The organism is Rhodococcus sp. IEGM 1306, from assembly GCF_036541985.1.
Taxonomy (GTDB): Bacteria; Actinomycetota; Actinomycetes; order Mycobacteriales; family Mycobacteriaceae; genus Rhodococcus_F; species Rhodococcus_F qingshengii.
The window spans coordinates 128,886-146,878 of sequence record NZ_JAZHFF010000002.1; the positions used below are offsets into that span (position 1 = coordinate 128,886).

Here is a 17,993-nt window from a genome sequence, read left to right on the forward strand (position 1 = left end):
TCATGTGCCTAGCCGTACCAGGACGTATCGAGTCCTTGGAGGAACGCGACGGAACGACGATGTCGGTGGTGAACTTCGGAGGCGTCCGAAAAGAGGTGTGCCTCGAGTACATTCCTGGCGCCCGAGTCGGCGAGTACGTCGTGGTACACGTCGGATTCGCCATCCAGCGACTCGACGAGGAATCCGCTCGCAGCACGCTGGCGGAATTCGAGCACCTCGGCGTACTCGACGAGGAATTCGGTGACGGGTTCGAAAGGGCTGCCCGGGCCGCGGGGATCGAACCGAAGGAGACGGAATCATGAAGTATCTGGACGAGTTCTCCGATCCGGAACTGGCCGGCAAACTGCTGGATCAGATCCGCGCGCTGGCCACACGGCGATGGGCGATCATGGAAGTGTGTGGTGGTCAGACACATTCGATCATCAGACACGGCATCGATCAACTACTTCCGCAACAGATCGAGATGATTCACGGACCAGGATGCCCAGTCTGTGTCACCCCGCTCGAGATCATCGACAAAGCTCTCGAAATCGCGGCAAGACCCGATGTCATTTTCTGCTCCTTCGGGGACATGTTGCGAGTCCCGGGGAGTTCTTCGGATCTGTTCCGGATCAAGAGTGCCGGCGGCGACGTACGCGTCGTGTACTCACCGTTGGATGCGCTGACCATTGCCAAGGAGAACCCGGACCGGCAAGTGGTGTTCTTCGGGATCGGATTCGAGACCACCGCGCCGGCCAACGCCATGACCGTCTATCAGGCCAATCGCCTGGGCATCGAGAACTTCTCGCTACTCGTCTCGCACGTTCTCGTCCCACCGGCGATGGCCGCGATCATGGACTCGCCAGAGTGCCGCGTGCAGGCATTTCTGGCGGCCGGGCATGTGTGCAGTGTGATGGGTACGTCGGAGTACCCGGCGCTCGCCGAGAAGTACAAGGTCCCGATCGTCGTCACCGGATTCGAGCCGCTGGATTTGCTGGAAGGAATCAGAAAGACTGTGCTGCAATTGGAATCGGGTCGATACGAGGTCGAAAATGCCTACGCCCGTGCGGTCACGGCCGAGGGCAACACCGCAGCGAAGGCGATGCTCGAGGACGTGTTCGCGGTGTCGGATCGGACATGGCGCGGCATCGGATCGATTCCGGACAGCGGTTGGCAGCTGGCGCCGAAGTATGCGTATTTCGATGCCGAAGAGCGCTTTTCGGTGACCGATATCCATACCGACGAGTCGAGCGTGTGCCGTTCCGGAGAAGTGTTGCAAGGCTTGATCAAGCCACACGAGTGCAGCGCCTTCGGGAAGGAATGCACTCCGCGGAATCCGCTCGGTGCCACGATGGTCTCGTCCGAGGGGGCGTGCGCTGCGTACTACCTGTACCGGCGCCTGGAACTTCAGGAGGCGGGTCATGCCGGCTGAGGAGACCGCTGTCGTGGACCTGTCGGCATGGGTCTGTCCACTGCCGCTGCGTGATTCGCCGAACATCGTCATGGGGCACGGTGGTGGGGGAGCGATGTCCGCCGAGCTGATCGAGCATCTGTTCCTGCCCTCGTTCGGAAGCGCCGCCGATGCAGAACTCGGCGACTCGGCCGTATTCGACGTCGGCGGGGTGCGGCTCGCCTTCTCGACGGACTCGTACGTCGTGAAACCCATGGTGTTTCCCGGCGGAACGATCGGCGATCTTGCTGTCAACGGAACGGTGAACGACCTGGCGATGGCGGGAGCACAACCTCTGGTGATGTCGACAGCCTTCATTCTCGAAGAAGGGACCGCGCTGACCGACATCGCGGGAATCGCGAAAGCGCTCGGTGAGGCCGCGCACGTTGCCGGCGTTCGGCTGGTGACGGGTGACACGAAGGTCGTCGATGCCGGTCACGGCGACGGAGTCTTCATCAACACCGCGGGAATCGGGATTGTCGCCGATGGGGTGAACATCAACCCCACTCGCGCACAAGTGGGTGACGTCGTGATCGTCAGCGGCGACATCGGCGTTCACGGAGTGGCCGTGATGAGTTGTCGCGAAGGTCTCGAATTCGGGACCGAAGTGCGCAGTGATTGTGCGGCCCTGAACGGCGTGGTTGCCGACATGATTGCCGCCGGGGTCGACATCCACGTCCTGCGCGACCCTACGCGGGGTGGAGTCGCCGCGACCCTGAACGAGATCGCTCAGGCGTCGAACATCGGGGTTGCACTGGTGGAACGAGATCTGCCGATTCCCGCTGACGTGCGCGACGCCTGTGGGCTACTCGGTTTGGATCCGTTGTACGTTGCCAACGAGGGCAAGTTGATCGCCTTCGTTCCGCGAGACGATGCCGACCGAATTCTGGAAGCTATGCGCGGCAATTCACTGAGTGCGGGAGCCGCCGTGATCGGGGAGTGCGTGGCCGAACATCGCGGAATGGTGGTGGCGCGCACGGCGTTGGGAGGCAATCGGGTAGTGGATTTGCCTGCAGGTGAACAACTTCCGCGGATCTGCTGATGACTGCCGTCGGTATCAACGGGCCGGCGTTGTTTGCTCGTTACGCATATCCGCCGAACGAGTTGGGTTACTGCGGACCCGAGGATCCTTCAGCGCTGCTCCGCCAGGCCCTTGGTGGCTCGGGCAGCGGCGACCGTGATCGCGCTCGTCAATTCGACGGTGCGTGGCCGTACCTCGAGGCATTGGCCGTAGGTGCGGGCATCGAGGATCCTCTCGATCCGCGGGTGATCGAAGCCTATTGGGTAGGGAGTGATCTCCTCGACTCGCTCGATTCGGCGACGTTGTTGCAGCACTTGAGGACGGCATTCGGTGAACGCGAGAACACCGGGTTTCTCACCGCTCTCGAGGATCGGGACCGCGCGCTCGCACACCACAGTTTCCACGTTTTTCTGGTGTATCCGTGGGTCAAGCTTCTTCGCAAGCGCGGTGCGGTCCCCCTGTCCGTTCTCCAGAACTGTCGGATCAGATGCGGAGTGGTCGAGGACGTGAGCCAGGAGCACGCGTCGGTGGTTTCGTCCACGCTCGAGTTCGACGGTCAGCAACTCGCACGCGGAACGCCGGTGTCGCAGCGAGTGAGATGGAGTGTCGGCGGCCGCTCACTCGCGCCGCCGCCCGTTCCGGGCGCCGTGGTGACGATGCACTGGGATTGGCTGTGCGACAGCATCACTGCAGAACAGGCACTGGCCTTGGATGCCGCGGAGGACTCCGCACTGCGGATCGCGAACCAGATGTTGTCGACCGATATGTGATCGTCAGTTCCCCTCCAGGACGGAGGCTCCGGTGAATTGGGGTAGCGCGGTACCGGACAGCGCACTGTGGTTGGCAGAGGCATACGCGATTACGGTAGTGGGTCTCGTGATCACCGCGCTGCTCCTTGCTCGGTACACTCGCTGGGGCAACCAATTTCGGCGAATGGCTTGGCCCTACTTCGATCCCCGGCGCACCGTCCTTCCACTGTCGATTCTCGCGTCACTGTTGCTGCTCACGATATTCGGTGTCCGCGTGACTGTGTTGTTCTCGTACTGGTACAAGGATTTCTACGACGCTATCCAGAACCTCGACGAAACCGCCTTCTGGCACTACCTGCGAGTGTTCGCGATATTGGCCGCAGTCCACGTCGCGAGCTCACTTGTCGTCTACCTGGTAGGTCAAACCCTCGATATCAACTGGCGCAGCTGGCTCAATGACACACTGACCGACGATTGGCTCGACGGCCGCGCCTACTATCGCGGAAACTTCCTGGAGAACCCGGTCGACAATCCGGACCAACGTATTCAGGCAGACATCACCACATTCGTGACGTCGTCCCGCACGTTGTCCATGGGCGCCGTCACGGCAATGGTGTCGATCGTCAGCTTCACCAAGATCCTGTGGGATCTGTCCGGGCCGTTGACTGTTTTCGGTGCCGAGATTCCGCGAGCGATGATCTTCCTTGTCTACATTTATGTGTTGGTGACGACGGCACTGGCTTTCTGGATCGGGCGGCCTTTGATCATGCTGAACTTCTTGAACGAGAAACTCGGCGCCACCTTCCGGTACGCACTGGTTCGACTGCGGGAGTACGGCGAGAGCATCGCCTTCTATCGCGGAGAGAACGTCGAACGACGCACCCTCGGACTACGTTTTGCTGCGGTGATCCGCAATATGTGGGCGATCGTTTTCCGGACGCTCAAGTTCAGTGGCTTCAATCTGGCAGTGAATCAGACAGCGGTGGTGTTTCCGTTCCTCGTCCAGGGATCTCGATTATTTAGCGGGCAAATGACTTTCGGCGACGTGATGCAAACTGCTCAAGCGTTCGGCCAGGTGCACAATTCACTGTCCTTCTTTCGAGAGTCCTATGCTGATTTTGCCAGTTTCCGGGCCACGCTGATCCGTTTGACAGGGCTCGCAGATGCGGATCGACGTGCCCGCGCACTCCCGGTGCTCGACGCTTTTTCCTCGGGTAAACACTTGATTGTTCGGGGACTCGATGTGCGCACGCCTGTTGGTGAGGCATTGATCTCCGAACTCGACATGTCACTGGTGCCCGGTGATGCTCTGCTGGTGAAGGGTCCGTCGGGTAGCGGCAAAACCACGCTGCTCCGCAGCATCGCGCAGTTGTGGCCGTACACAGACGGTTCCGTGACCACTCCTGTCGGATCCGTGCTCTTTCTCTCGCAACGTCCGTACTTGCCGTTGGGTTCGCTGCGCGCGGGTCTGGCATATCCGGATCAGTTGCCCGCGGGGCAGCCGAACACAGGGCGTGCGAACTTCGACGATGACAGGTTTCGCGACGCGTTGGCCCACGTGCATCTTGCGCATTTGGTCGGCCGACTCGACGAGGCTGCGGATTGGACTCGAGTTCTGTCGCCGGGGGAGCAACAACGGTTGGCATTCGCCCGAGTCCTCCTGATCCGCCCGCGAACCGCATTTCTCGACGAGGCGACATCCGGAATCGACGAAGGTCTCGAGTACACGCTCTACGACATACTTCGCCATGAACTGCCCGACAGCATCATCGTCAGCGTCGGCCATCGCAGCACACTCGACGTTTTTCACAATCGACAACTCGAACTGCGCGGTGCGGGACACTGGACGCTCACTGATCGCGAAGGCTGAGAACAGCTTTCCTCGGTCGGCCTCTTTCGACAAACCTCGGCGGGAGCATCCACTGCGCGGCGGGCGATCGAAGACATCGTCCGTCAAGAGGTCGAAGGGTTGTCGGGGTCGTTTGTGCGCTGGAGCACCCAGGCCGCAATCCCGGTGCGCGAGCTGTACCCGAGTTTGTTCAGAATGTGATCGACGTGGCCGTCGACAGTGCGCTGGGAAATGACCAGCTTGCCCGCGATTGCTCGGTTGGTCAGGCCCTGTGCGACGAGTTCGGCCACCTGCTGCTCCCGCGGAGTCAGCACTTCGTCGGCCGCCGATTTCGATGATCCACCGAGCGGTTGCTCTCTCAGCGCGCGGGCCGCTGCGTCGTCGAGAGTCAGAGCTCGTCCATGATCGAATGCTGTTTGAAAAACCCGGTCTCCGAGCCGGTTACGAGCTTTGGTTACGCTGTTTTCATGGTACTGGACCATGCTCCTGAAGGTGTCCATCGGGCTGCCCGTGGCGGTGAACAGCGTGTCGGCAGCTCCCATCAGTGTGGCTGCCAGCTTCGCGTCCCGGTCGACAAGCGTCCACGCGATTTCCTCGAGGCACCATGCGCATCCGAACTGGTTACCCAGCCCTCGTAGCAATCGGAGAGAATCTTCGAGTAGCTCGATGCCGCGAGCGTGGTTGCCATGACGCCACAGGGCGGATCCGTAGTCCGACATCGCCATCGACCGCCACAAGATTTCGCCGCGCGATTCGGTGAGGGCCAACTCCTCCTCGTAAATGCTTGCAGCACGGTCGGCTTCACCGAGAGCGTCGACGACGAAGGCGAACCAGTAGAGCGCGGGTACCAGACGGGCGATGTTGTCGTTTGCCCGGAATGCTGCGACAGCCTGCTCCAGGTACTCGGCACCGCGCACGAGATCGCCGTCGGCGACCGCGACGAATCCGAGCGTGTACCGCGCCAGTATGTGTCCGTCGTCGTTCCGCTGTATCTCGGCCTGTCGCCGAGCCTCTTCGGCAATGCTTGTCGCCGAAGCGATGTCTCGTTGGAGGGCTGCCAGCAGTGCGCCTGTCGCGGCGGCCTCGACTACCGCGTCACCGAGAGGGCCCTCGGTCAGTGCGGGCACCTCGGCCAGGGCGCGACCCAACCAGTAGCGACCTTCGTTGAATCGACCACGTGCAAGCCAGTAATCATGCAGAGCACTTGCGGTACGCAATGTGGCTTCGACCGAGTCGGGTTCGGTCAGACCGAATTCCAACGCGGTGCGCACGTTGGGTAGGTCGCGGTCGATCCGCGTCATCCAGTCGATTTGGTGCGGCCCCGGCCAGTCGACTCCGGCGCGGAAGACGAGTTGCCTGAACCACTCACTGTGCCTGCGCTGCAGCGAGGCCCACTCGTCGACTGACACCAGTTCGCGCCCGTAGTCGCGAAGAGTCTCGAGTAGGCGGTAGCGAACGTACGAGCCGTTTTGTTCACGGATGAGTATCGACTTGTCGACAAGGGACATCACGAGATCGCCCAAGTCGTCGTTCTGTGCTTCGTCGGCGAGAATTCCTTCGACGGACCCGAGATCGAAGCTACCCGCAAATACGCTCGAGTTCGCCCACAACGACTTCTCCGGCGGCGTACACAGATCGAAGCTCCAGTCGATACTCTGTGCAAGCGTTTGTTGACGCGCTGGAGCGTTCCGGCTGCCCCGCGTCAGCAGTTGGAAGCGGTCGTCGAGTTTTTGCAGGATCTGATCGACCGACATCGCCCTCAGTCGGGCGGCCGCCAGCTCGATCGGCAGCGGTAGTCCCTCCAACCGGCGGACGATCTTCTCCACAGCCGCACTGTTCTCGCTGGTGATGCGGAAGTCCGTCACGGAGGAACGTGCCCGCTGCTCGAACAGCATCATCGCATCACCATCACGGGTGTCGGTTGGCGACGGCGCCTCGGTGGGAAATCGCATTGGCGGCACCCGTAACACCGGAGTAGTTCGACGACGGTATCGGCCACCCAGCCGATGAGGTGTTCGCAATTGTCCAGAACAATCAGGACACGTTCGTCGACGAGACGGCCGATCAGTACCGATCGCGGTGACCGCGCAGATCGGTCTTGTACTCCGAGTGCGGCAAGAATCGTCTGATCGAGAAGTGCCGGCTCCCGCAGTTCACTGAAGTCGACGAACCAGACGCCCCCGGGGAACGCACGGGAGGAATCATCGGCGGCACGGAGCGCCAAGCGGGTTTTGCCGACCCCACCCAGGCCCGTAAGGGTCACGAGGCGGTAGTCCGACAGCAGGCGTCGGACTTCTTTGGCTTCGGACCGACGACCGACGAAACTGCTCAGTTCGATCGGTAGGTTTCCTCGTTTTGCCGCCATGAGAATCGCGCCGAATTTGTACGTGCTGAGTGGATTGACCCCACACAGTGTACGCGGATTCGCGTGCGTGAAATCTGCCATCGCACCACCGGTGTTCGCCCGTAGTTGCCTTTGGGGCGAGGCTTATTGGTGTACGACCCGGAACATCGGACACTTTTTGTCGACGTAGTTCGCGCCTCATTCGAAAGGGATGAGAGGCTCATTCCATCTCTCTGCCGCGCTTACGATTCCGGCATGAAACGTGTGTGGGAAGGTGTGCGGCGCTACGGCCAGACGCTGCACTCGGCTGGGTTGTCGTTCGGCTTGGTGTTTTTCGTCCTCTCTATGAGCCCGTCCCTCTTGCCGCGGGCGTGGTACCTGCAGGGCGTGGCGACCGGTATTTCCGTCGCCACGGGGTACGGCATCGGTGTCAGCGTGGCGTGGATGATCCGCAAATGCGGAGTCGAGCCGACGTGGTCGGATCGGACCAAGAAGTTCGGCTGGACTGTACTCACTGTCCTGGCGGTGATATTGGTGCCTCTCCTTCTGATCTTGGGTTCGTGGTGGCAGCAGATCGTCCGTGATCTGGTCGAGGCACCGCGCGTCAACCGGGCGAACTATCTTCTGGTGCTGCTGATTTCGGTCGCGGTGTGGTTGATCTTGCTCGAGGCGGGTCGCGGTTTGCGGTATCTCACCAGAAGCATCGCTGCCGTCGCTCTGCGGTTTGTGCCCAAAGAGGCGGCGAAAGTCGCGAGCTTGGTCGTCGTCTTCGCGTTGGCGATCTTCGTCGTCAACGGTGCCCTCTACAACGGGCTCATCGCGTTTGCGAACTGGAGTTTCTCCGGTGCGGACAACGACACACCGGATGGTATCGACCAGCCTCTGATCGCCGAACGCAGTGGTTCGCCCATGTCTGCCGAGGCGTGGGATTCGCTGGGTAAGGAAGGGCGCACCTTCATGGGTAGCGGGCCGTCCGCGGAGCAGATCGCCGCGCTGACCGGCCGGGACGCGAAGCAACCCATCCGCGTGTACGCCGGCCGCGAGTCGTCCGATTCTGTCGACGGCGTCGCAGGGCGGGTCGTCGCAGAACTCGAGCGCACCGGTGGATTCGACCGCGCCGTCCTGGCAGTGGTGACCACCACCGGCCGCGGCTGGGTCAACGATGACGTGGCGTCCTCCTTCGAATACGTCCAGGGCGGCGACACTGCCATCGCGGCGATGCAGTACTCGTTCCTTCCCAGCCCGTTGGCATTCATCGCCGACCGAGAAACCCCGATGGCCGCCGGCCGGGCGCTGTTCAACTCTGTCTACGCGAAATGGATCGAGCTGCCGCTCGACAAACGCCCCAAGCTGGTCGTTTTCGGCGAGAGCCTGGGATCGTACGGGGGACAGGCGGCGTTCGCGGGAGCGCAGGACATGGCGACGCGTGTGGATGGGGCGCTGTGGTCGGGAACCCCGAATTTCACTGCTCAGTGGCAGGAGATCACCAGCGGTCGTGACTCAGGTTCACGGGAAGCGGTGCCGGTGATCGACGACGGGCAGTCGATCCGTTTCGCCGCTTACCCGGAAGACCTCGAACTCGATGCGCCGTGGAACGACTCCCGCGTCGTGTACTGGCAGCACGCCAGCGATCCGATTGTCTGGTGGTCTTTCGACCTACTCCTGAACAAACCGGACTGGCTTGCTGAACCTCTGGGCCGGGATGTCGATCCGGGAATGACGTGGATTCCGTTCGTGACGTTCTGGCAGGTGACACTGGACATGGTCTTCTCGGCTGACGTGCCCCCTGGTCACGGACACAACTACGGTGCCGAGGCAGCGGACATGTGGGCACAGATTTTGCACCCCGAGGACTGGTCTCAGTCCGACACCGACGCAATTCACGCCGCTCTGACGAACAACTTCCAACCCACCAAGTAGTAGTGCGGACCGCCGACCTCGTGACGGTCCCTCGTCGTTCGAGCGGGAGCACTCGCTCGTGATCGTTCAATCCCTGTTTTTCAGCTATCTCACAAGGAGCGCTATGCATTCGTCAAGAACACTCGTAGCTGCGGTGGCGCTGAGCGCGATCACTGTGTTTGCCGGGGCGGGGTCCGCGGTTGCCGCGCCGGCGATCGGCTCTGTCGATTTCGGTTCGTCGACCGGGTCCGAAACCGGTTCGTCGAGCGGATCAGGATTCGGCTCTGTCGATTTCGGATCCGGCGGTCCTGATGTGGAGCATCCGGTGTCGACCTGCTTCTGGTCGGTGCCGATCAATCCCGAGCGCGCGGACCCGCAACTCAACTACGCCTTTCCCGACACCGCGGCCATCTATTGGGCTGCGCAGTTCACAATCCCCGAGGATGCCGAGTTGGTTGTTCGAGGGCAATATGCGCATGCGCGCTATCAGTCCTTGAACTCGTACAACGCAGCAACCGCTATGCCCACCGCCGTTCTCAATGACATTTCGACGGCCCCGGACGCAGGCTCACACAACACCTATCTTCCCGGTGCCGATCGATCGAATGACGGTGCCAGGTCGTATACGGCTTCGGTCCGCAACGAGGCGTCGCCTGCAGAACCGAAACCCAACACCTTGTATGCCGGTGTGCCGGGCCAGGACCGGATAAGCCTGCTTTATCGCATCTACCTTCCCGACAATGGGCGTGATCTCACTGGTGGAGTCGGACTGCCGGAGCCAGAGTTGCGCCTTTCCGATGGTCGGGTGTTGCGTGGGGAGGATCTGTGTTCGGCGGTCGGTGCGGACAATGGAATCTTGAAGCCGGCGTCGCTGCCGCTGGACACGTACAAGGCATTGCGTGACCAACCAGGCAAGCCTTCGACCTTCCCTTCCGAGCAGACGCCTGTCTGGCGGGCTTACTACAGCGCCGAGTTCACGCTCGGGTGTACCTATCTCGGCAAATGCGATGGCACACCTCAGCGTGTTGGCGGGCAGTACTCCAACATCGACAACAGCTACGTCACGGCCGAAGTCAATCGCGGGTTCGGCGAAGTTCTGGTACTTCGGGGAGAGTTGCCGAGGACTCCTGAGACGACAACCGGCGCAAAGAATCTCGACAGTGCAGTCGACATGCGGTTCTGGTCGATGTGCAGCAATGAATCGCTGGCGACGACGAAGGTAGCCACGTGTCTTTTCGACGAGCAGGTGGCCACCGATGCAGCGGGGCGCTACACGATTGTCGCGTCGCTGCCTGAAGACCGACCTGCAAACGCTACGAAGGAATGTGGGGTGTCGTGGTTGTCGCTCTCACCGGCCGGTGACGGCGCAGGCCATCTCGACGATTCGCTTCTGATCATGCGGAACATGCTGCCGGCCAAGGACTTCGGTCACGCTGCGCACGATACTCGGACGCCCGGTGACGAGAAGGCAGTGATGGGACAGTATCTGCCGGACGGTCAATATACATCCAAGCTTGCGTTCGAGGGCAGCGGCTGCGCGAAGTAGCTCGATACCGTCGAACCGGCCCTCTTCGGTCTTCGCTGCGGAAGCTAGCTACTTCCGTCGTCTATCGCACGGGCGAGGATGGACATGGTGCGCTCTCGGTGGGTTGTTGCGGGTTGCACCGTGTCGGGCCAGTCGGCAGTTTCTTCCAACGCCCAGTCGGCCCATTCTGCGATGTGGTTGAAGTGGCCGATCATGAATCGGTTGGCCAGTGCCATCAGGTGATTTTGTTGGGGGAGTGTGCCGGCTTCGGGGGCCGAAATTCGTTGTGCGTGTGAGACGAACAGACTTCGGGATCGAGCAGCTTGTTCGCGCGTGGTAGTCAGGGTGGACCGCAGGTCGTCGATCGTGCCTTGGTGGGCGAAGATCACGCGGATCATGCCTTCGAATTGCAAGGCGGGGGGCGTGGTCTGGGTGGCGAGCCAGTCGCTCAGTGCTGTTCGGCCTTCGTCGGTGATGGAGTAGACAGTGCGTGAGCGCTGAGTGCCTTTGGTGACCGTGGTCGCCGTGACCAGGCCGCGTTCGAGCAATATCTTGGGCGCGTTGTATCGCTGGCGGTCCGCGCTGGGCCACAACTCGGCGACCCCGCGTCCGACCTGCTCGGCGATTTCGTATGCGGACCAGTCCTTGGCTGTCAGCAGTCCCAGGATCATGTACGAGGTGGGTGTGAGATCACGCTGAGCCACATGGCTCCCTTCGCTCCGCGGTTGGCATCCAAGCCTACAAGTGTCACTTCCCTTCGCCGTTCGCATCCTCGGTGTCGGCGATGTCGTCGGATGCGTCCTGCGCAGGTTTGCCGTAGATGAAGGGGACGAGCGCTCCGGCGACGGCAGACGCCGGTGCGAAACCGTCAGCGGTTGGTGCCAGATTTCCCCACACCACCATGGTCACATCGTTGACCGGGTCGTACCCCATGAACGAGTTGTAGCCGGGAAGTTCGCCGATATGGCCGTACATCGGACCCATTTGAGCGATGCCGTATCCGTATCCCGCAGATCCCTCGCCATCTGTGGGTTGCACACTGTTCACACGCAATTCCTGGGTGGCCGGACTCAGGAGCGAACCGGTGCCTAGAGCTTTGACCCATGTCGCCATGTCGTTCGCAGTAGAGATTCCCTGACCTGCGGACCATGTCCACGAAGGATTGTGCGTCGTGGTGTCGGTCGGCCTTTCGGTGCCTGCGGCGATCGCGTCGAGGCGAGATTGTGGGAGCGCTTGTTTGCCTTCGCCGAGCGTTTCGACGTTCCCGCTGTAGGTGTACCCGTTTGCATAGGGCGTCGGGATGCTGGTGTCGGTGTTCGCAGGAAACGATGTCCCGGCGAGTGCGAGTGGCCCGAAGAAGCGGTCCGCGAAGATCTGCTGAATCGGCTTGCCGTCCAGCTGCTCGGCGATCAAGCCGAGGAGAACGGTATTGGTGTTGGAGTAGTGGTAGCTGGTGTCTGGCGCGAAATACGGCGGCTGGCTCAGCCCCATCGCCAGCAGCTCCTCGGGTGTCCACACTCGCTCCGGTTGCTCGTCGAGCGCCTGGTTGAGTTCGAGGGTTTCGGTGTAGTTGTACAGGCCGCTACGCATGTCGAGTAGGTCGCCGATCGTGATGTTGTCGCCGTTGGGGACATCGGGGCGGAACTTGCTGACCGGATCGGTTACCGCCAGCTTGCCCTCGTCGACCAACTGCAGGATTGCCGTGCCGGTCCAGGTCTTGGTGTTCGAGCCCACGCGAACCTTGGTGTCCAGAGTGGGAGGCTCGTTGACGCCTTCTCGGACCGAACCCCATGTGTTGACGTACTTCTGTGTCGGTGTCGTGATCATGACCACCATCGCGATCTCGCGGAATCCCTCCGCCTTCTCGGAGACGACGGAATCCATTGCAGCGCTGTCGAAAGACAAGACGGCGCTGCTGGTCGACCCGGCGGAGGTCGGCGCAGACGAGGAGGGGGACGCGGAATCGGTTGCGGACGAACAGGCTGAGAGAAACAACGCCGTGGCGATGCCGGCGACGGCCACTTTGCGAACCTTGGCGTCGTGTCGTGCTGTCGACTTCCCGTAAGAGTTCATGAAGAGACTTTAAGTGATACTGCACATTGCATGCTGCACTTTGCAGTAAATTACGACAAATCAGTCATGAATCCTCAGGAGTGTCCATGTCGTCCACCACATCAGTTCGCGCCGTTGCTGCTTTGGTCAGCGTCGGCGTAGTCCTCACCGCATGTTCGGCGCAGCCGTCGAATTCCGGTGTCACATCGACCCCGGTGCTCCAGATTCCGGACGAGGCAACCCGCATCATGACCACCGATCCCTACTCCATGGCTAACTGGTCGTATCTCGTGGTCGACCCCGACACAGACGAGGTGATCTACAGCAACAACGCGGACAACTCGATGTTTCTGGCCTCGCAGACCAAACATTTCACCGTCGGCACCACCTACGACAGCCTCGGCGTTGACCACACCGTCTCGACCCCCGTATATGCCACCTCCGTTCCCGTCGACGGCACTCTCGCCGGAGATCTCGTGCTCGTCGGCTCCGGCGACCTTGCGCTCGGCGGGCGCAATGCGGCGCAGGGACGATTCGACTTCGCCACCGACGGAATCGACCACGTGTACGCCGACGCCCTACCCGGAGCCGTTCTCGCGCCCGGCGATCCCCTTGCGGGACTGAACGATCTCGCCCGACAAGTAGCCGGCGCCGGCATCACTCGTGTCAAAGGCGACGTCCTCGTCGACCCTCGTCTGTGGGACACCTACGCGACGGTCGAAGGCCTCGTTCCGTCGATCTTCGTCAACGACAATCTCGTCGATATCCAGGCCCGGCCAGGTGCGGTAGGTGAGCCCGCCACCATCGACATGCTTCCCGGGAACAGCCTGTTCCGCGTCGATGCGCAGGTCATCACCGGTGAAGAAGGTAGCGACTCGACACTGAAGGCAGCAGCGGACCCGACCGATCCCACCCAGATCAACGTGACCGGGTCGGTACCGGCTGGAAAGACGTCGCTGACTGTCCACCGCATCACCGATGCACCGTCGTGGGCCCGGCAGCTGTTCGTAGAGGCATTGCGTCGCAACGGAATCGAGGTTGAAACGGTATCTCGGACCAACGACGCAGCTGCTCTGCCTGCCGATCGGACGTATACCGGCAGTCGTCAGGTTGCGAGCCTTCGATCGGCACCACTTTCGGAGTCGGGAGGGATGATCCTCGCGACCAGCTACAACACCGGCGCGAACACCTTCCTGTGTCTGTTGGCGGTAGCGGAAGGATCGTCGTCGTGCAGCGACGGCTTACCGACCGTCAGGGCACTCGCCGAGAAGGCAGGTATTGCAGCGTCTGATCTTGTGGTGATGGACGGTCAAGGCGGAGATCCGTCACAAGCGACACCCGCGGCAGTCGTCGACTGGCTCGACTGGGTGGACCAGCAGCCCTGGGCCGACACGTTCTGGGCCGGTCAACCGGTACTCGGTGAGCGCGGTTCGTTGTCCGGCGTCGGGGCCGACAGTCCCGCGAAGGGGAAGATCATCGGTAAGACGGGAACGTCTGCCGACGTCGAACCCGACACAGGCCGGTTGATAGTGACCCTTCAGGCGCTGTCCGGTTACATGATCACCCCCGATGATCGCCGACTTCTGTTCGTCGTAGCCGTCAGCGATGCAGTATTTCCCGATCTGCCTCGTGGAGTCTTCCAAGTCGGGGGCGACGTCGGGGGCGTTGCCGCTGCGTTCCAACAGGCACAGACGAACTGACTCAGGGCGAGTGAGAGGTACGGCGGTCCGGGCACTCATCCCTTTCGAACGAGGCATGAATTACGCAGGCGCTCGCAGTGTCAGCATTGTCGCGCAGCGGTATCGACTGCGTCCCGATGAGAAACGAGTGTTGACATGGGATCCGTTATCGGAGATCTCCTCCCCATAGCCGTCGGTGTCGCCGTCTCCCCGGTGGCCGTCATCGCGACGATCTTGATGTTGCTCTCCAAGCGCGCCGGTAGCGCGAGCATCGGTTTCGCGGTGGGCTGGTTACTCGGAATCTTCATTGCCACGGTTCTTTTCGTCCTTCTTTCCAGTGCACTGAGCACCTCGGACGATGGACCGTCCACCACCGCTTCGTGGATCAAACTGGCGCTGGGCGTCCTCCTGTTGGTGGTCGGAGTCAAGCAATGGCGAGGGCGCAGCGGTGAACACGAAACGCCGAAGTGGATGCACGCCATCGACGAGATGACCGCGGTCAAGGGGTTGGGCCTAGGATTCGCCCTCGCCGCGATCAATCCGAAGAACCTTCTGATGTGCATCGCGGCAGGAGTGTCGATCGGTTCGGCGTCGCTGGCGACCAGTGGAGTGATCGCCTCCGTCCTCGTCTTCACTATCATCGCCAGTTCAACGGTGGTGATACCGGTCGTCGGATACGTGGTGGCTGCTGACCGCCTGCGCGAGCCGTTGGCCAAGCTCAAGGTCTGGCTCCAGGACAACAACACCACGGTGATGAGCGTGTTGATCTTGGTCGTCGGAGTTGTACTGATCGGCAAGGGAATCGGCGGAATCTTCTGACGCCGCTCTTTCACGTGGTGTGGACGTGGGACAGCCGGGGTGAGTGTCCGATCAGGTCGCTTTCACCGCGTATTCGCCGTCGGCGCGGCCGATCAGTTGCCAACCGCCTTCGATCGGGTCCAGGCGGACGTCGGTGAGATTCGTGGTCTCGAGTTGTGGCCGTCCGGTGCCCGGGTACCAGGCCTCGACCCGCCCCGTGCCGCTCCCGGTGAACCCGTCACGCGATACCTTCGTCAGCGTGCCGGGCGCTGCTCGCGGATAAGCACGCGAGAGTGGAACCGCGAATCCCTCTACAAGTCCGAGTGATTCGCCGGACGGGCAGTCGATGCGATTCAGATTTCCTTGCGGCTGGTGGGTATTGCCGTCTCGAACCGGATGGGGGTCACCGCACGCTTGCGTCCACGACCACCAGGCGCCACCCATCCGGTACTGGTCGGTGGCGTCGACGAAGCGGTCGACGTCTGCCCCCTGCTCGTCGGCGTCCCCGAACCAGCCCCATTCGCCCGTCCACAACGGTGCGTCGTACCAGGCGGCAGCGCGGTCGGCGATCTTGAATCCGTCCTCGATTGCGGGGAATTCGCTACTGACTGTTATCGATTCGCTGTAAAGATGGGGCGAGAAGACCACCAGAGGATCGGTCAGGTACTGGCGTGGGGGCAGCGCGTCGAAGCCGAAAGCCGACCAGATCGCACTGGGCTCGAAGAACACGAGGTGCGGAAATCCGCCTGCTTCGGCCTGTCTGATGGCGTCGGTGGCTCGCTTGTAGAACTGCCCGATCTGATCAGCTGCCGTGAACGGGTCGCGCAGGCCGGGATTCGGTTCGTTCAACAGGTCGTATCCGGCCACCGCTGGTTCGCCTTTGAACTCGGCGGCCAACCTCGCCCACGTCGCCACGAGGCGACTCTGGATTCCTTGCTCGTCGTCGTAGAACGCCTGGAAGGCGCGGCCGATCGCCGGTGCAGCCTCCCGGAGTCCACCGATGTTGCAGGTTGTCCATCCGCCGGTCAGGGTTGCCCATTCGGGTGCGCCGTCCCAGCCGACTCCCGGCTGCATGAATGACGGGCACGACAGGTCGCTCGGGGTGCCGACATACGGGCCCCATGCGTCCTGATGCATGTCCAGAACGGTGTAGATGCCGTGATCTTTCGCGTTCTGGACTGCGCCTCGAATCCGGTCGACATATGCAGTGTCGAATGCACCGCGAGTCGGTTCGAGGAGGGACCACGCGACGTTGAGTCGGACGACGTTGAAGCCCAGCGCGGCCATCTGCGCGAAGTCCGTTCTTCCCAGCGGCGTGACGGTGGGTAGACCGGTGCCGTTGATTGCGTAGTCATTGAGGCCGTTGGCGTTCACGCCGCGGAGCAACACCGTTCGTCCGTCGACGTCCTTGATCGTTCGATCTGCGACGGTCAATCGGGGGAGTGTCCAGCCCGATTCCGGAGGTGCAGCGTTTGCCGCCGGGGCTGCAAGCTGGACAGCCAGGATTGCAAGGGTGGCAAGCAACAGCGCACGCATCCGTCGACCTTTCTAGACAAACGTCCAATTCCGAGTTGAGGCTAGCGGGAGAACGTCCTTGTTGCGGCGCAATTCGCACATACCCGTCACGACTACATTGCTGGGCACGCCGACTCGAAGCTGCTACTCGAGGTGCGAGAATTGTCGACACGTCGCGACCCGAGGGAGCATCTGTGAAACTTGCACTGACTGAACTGGTCGAACGACTACCCGGCGACGAGTTGGCGATCACGCGTGCGTTCTACGAGTCACGGACCGCTGGCACCGGTCCGAGTTCTCTGCAGGAACTGCTCGCGGTGCGCGCTTCCAGAGTGGTTGATCCCGCGCCGCCGACCCGAGCTGTCGAGCACATACTCGACGTCGACGGCCGAGCCATATCGGTCCGCGTGGTCACTCCGAATGATGGCGTTGTCAACGGGGTCTATCTGTATCTTCCGGGCGGTGGCTTCTACATGAGTTCGGCGGCAAGCGCTGACGCCCGAAGTACGAGACTTGCCGACGAAGTCGGGGTCGCAGTGGTTACCGTCGATTACCGGCTTGCACCGGAGTTCCCTTGGCCGGCAGCGCCGGACGACTGTGAGGCAGTCGCTTTGTGGCTGCTCGATGTCGCGGCCGAACGATTCGGGACAACCAAGCTCGCCGTCGGTGGCATGTCGGCGGGAGCAACCTTGGTGATGACAACATTGCTACGGCTTCGTGATCGAGGTCTGGCCATGTCGTTCTCGGGTGCCGTGTTGGAAGCCGGCACGTACGACGTCAGTGCTCAGACTCCCGCCGGCCGCACCATCGGCGACGAATACTTCATCGAAGCCTACGTCGGCCATGTCGGTGATCGCACTGTCCCGGATATTTCTCCGACCTTCGGAGACCTGAGCAGCCTGCCCCCGACCCTCGTTGTCATCGGATCCGACGACGTGGTCCTGGCCGAGAATCTCGCCATGGTGGCACGGCTGTCGGCGGCAGGCAACGACGTCGACTTGCGCCTCTATCCTGATGTCCCGCACGGATTTACAAACCATCCAACGCCTGTTGCCCGCCGCGCTGCGCTCGATATAGGTGCCTGGCTTCGGCGCCGTCTCGACGACGAGTCGGCGTGACAAGCGCGGGCGCGG

Annotated in this window: 15 protein-coding genes; 10 read left to right on the forward strand and 5 right to left on the reverse strand. The window is 61.8% G+C overall.

Annotated features, from left to right (window positions below; genetic code table 11):
* Positions 1-2 precede the first annotated feature (2 nt).
* Genes V3587_RS07370 through V3587_RS07390 form a run of 5 tightly spaced genes read left to right on the forward strand, consistent with a single transcriptional unit; the run spans position 3 to position 5,069 of the window.
* Entirely contained in the window at positions 3-302 is a 300-nt protein-coding gene (locus tag V3587_RS07370) for a HypC/HybG/HupF family hydrogenase formation chaperone (protein ID WP_095970637.1), read from the forward strand.
* The gene (gene hypD, locus V3587_RS07375; protein ID WP_166809604.1) at positions 299-1,411 is read left to right on the forward strand and encodes a hydrogenase formation protein HypD; all 1,113 of its coding nucleotides are present in this window, start codon (positions 299-301) and stop codon (positions 1,409-1,411) included. The genes V3587_RS07370 and hypD overlap by 4 nt, the downstream gene beginning before the upstream one ends.
* The gene (gene hypE, locus V3587_RS07380) at positions 1,401-2,471 is read left to right on the forward strand and encodes a hydrogenase expression/formation protein HypE (protein WP_283376287.1); all 1,071 of its coding nucleotides are present in this window, start codon (positions 1,401-1,403) and stop codon (positions 2,469-2,471) included. Before hypD ends, hypE begins: the two co-directional genes overlap by 11 nt.
* Positions 2,471-3,220, forward strand: a complete 750-nt coding sequence (locus V3587_RS07385) for a DUF6390 family protein (protein WP_283376288.1) — start codon at positions 2,471-2,473, stop codon at positions 3,218-3,220. The genes hypE and V3587_RS07385 overlap by 1 nt, the downstream gene beginning before the upstream one ends.
* Positions 3,221-3,251: 31 nt before the next feature.
* On the forward strand, positions 3,252-5,069 hold the full coding sequence (locus V3587_RS07390) for an ABC transporter ATP-binding protein/permease (RefSeq protein ID WP_283376289.1): 1,818 nt from the start codon (positions 3,252-3,254) through the stop codon (positions 5,067-5,069).
* A gap of 83 nt (positions 5,070-5,152) precedes the next feature.
* Here V3587_RS07390 and V3587_RS07395 read toward each other — a convergent pair whose 3' ends face one another.
* Together V3587_RS07395 and V3587_RS07400 are read right to left on the reverse strand one after the other, a co-directional pair.
* Positions 5,153-7,000 (reverse strand): LuxR C-terminal-related transcriptional regulator, encoded by a 1,848-nt coding sequence (locus V3587_RS07395; RefSeq protein WP_283376290.1) that lies wholly within the window; start codon positions 6,998-7,000, stop codon positions 5,153-5,155.
* Positions 6,943-7,494 carry an AAA family ATPase gene (locus tag V3587_RS07400; RefSeq protein WP_283376291.1) on the reverse strand — a complete coding sequence of 184 codons (552 nt, stop codon included), beginning with the start codon at positions 7,492-7,494 and terminating at the stop codon, positions 6,943-6,945. The genes V3587_RS07395 and V3587_RS07400 overlap by 58 nt, the downstream gene beginning before the upstream one ends.
* Positions 7,495-7,647: 153 nt before the next feature.
* On the opposite strand from V3587_RS07400, the gene V3587_RS07405 reads away from it, so the two are divergent.
* Together V3587_RS07405 and V3587_RS07410 are read left to right on the forward strand one after the other, a co-directional pair.
* Positions 7,648-9,312: an alpha/beta hydrolase gene (locus V3587_RS07405; RefSeq protein WP_283376292.1), complete on the forward strand. Its 1,665-nt coding sequence runs from the start codon at positions 7,648-7,650 to the stop codon at positions 9,310-9,312.
* Between the two features lie 103 nt (positions 9,313-9,415).
* Complete coding sequence (locus tag V3587_RS07410; protein WP_166809599.1) at positions 9,416-10,837, forward strand: hypothetical protein; 1,422 nt, start codon at positions 9,416-9,418, stop codon at positions 10,835-10,837.
* Positions 10,838-10,881: 44 nt separating this feature from the next.
* On the opposite strand, the gene V3587_RS07415 is transcribed toward V3587_RS07410, so the two are convergent.
* A complete protein-coding gene (locus V3587_RS07415) occupies positions 10,882-11,520 on the reverse strand; it encodes a PadR family transcriptional regulator (protein WP_283376293.1) in 639 nt (212 codons plus the stop codon).
* 43 nt (positions 11,521-11,563) lie between these two features.
* Complete coding sequence (locus V3587_RS07420; protein WP_283376294.1) at positions 11,564-12,889, reverse strand: serine hydrolase domain-containing protein; 1,326 nt, start codon at positions 12,887-12,889, stop codon at positions 11,564-11,566.
* A gap of 86 nt (positions 12,890-12,975) precedes the next feature.
* Here V3587_RS07420 and V3587_RS07425 point away from each other — a divergent pair, with 86 nt between their 5' ends.
* Complete coding sequence (locus V3587_RS07425) at positions 12,976-14,568, forward strand: D-alanyl-D-alanine carboxypeptidase/D-alanyl-D-alanine-endopeptidase (protein ID WP_283376295.1); 1,593 nt, start codon at positions 12,976-12,978, stop codon at positions 14,566-14,568.
* Between the two features lie 135 nt (positions 14,569-14,703).
* Entirely contained in the window at positions 14,704-15,366 is a 663-nt protein-coding gene (locus V3587_RS07430) for a GAP family protein (RefSeq protein ID WP_283376296.1), read from the forward strand.
* A 51-nt stretch (positions 15,367-15,417) separates the two neighbouring features.
* On the opposite strand, the gene V3587_RS07435 is transcribed toward V3587_RS07430, so the two are convergent.
* Positions 15,418-16,881, reverse strand: coding sequence for a glycoside hydrolase family 5 protein (locus V3587_RS07435; RefSeq protein ID WP_283376297.1), 1,464 nt, complete (start codon positions 16,879-16,881; stop codon positions 15,418-15,420).
* Between the two features lie 173 nt (positions 16,882-17,054).
* Between V3587_RS07435 and V3587_RS07440 the strand changes: the two genes are divergently transcribed.
* Complete coding sequence (locus V3587_RS07440; RefSeq protein WP_283376298.1) at positions 17,055-17,978, forward strand: alpha/beta hydrolase; 924 nt, start codon at positions 17,055-17,057, stop codon at positions 17,976-17,978.
* Positions 17,979-17,993: the final 15 nt, after the last annotated feature.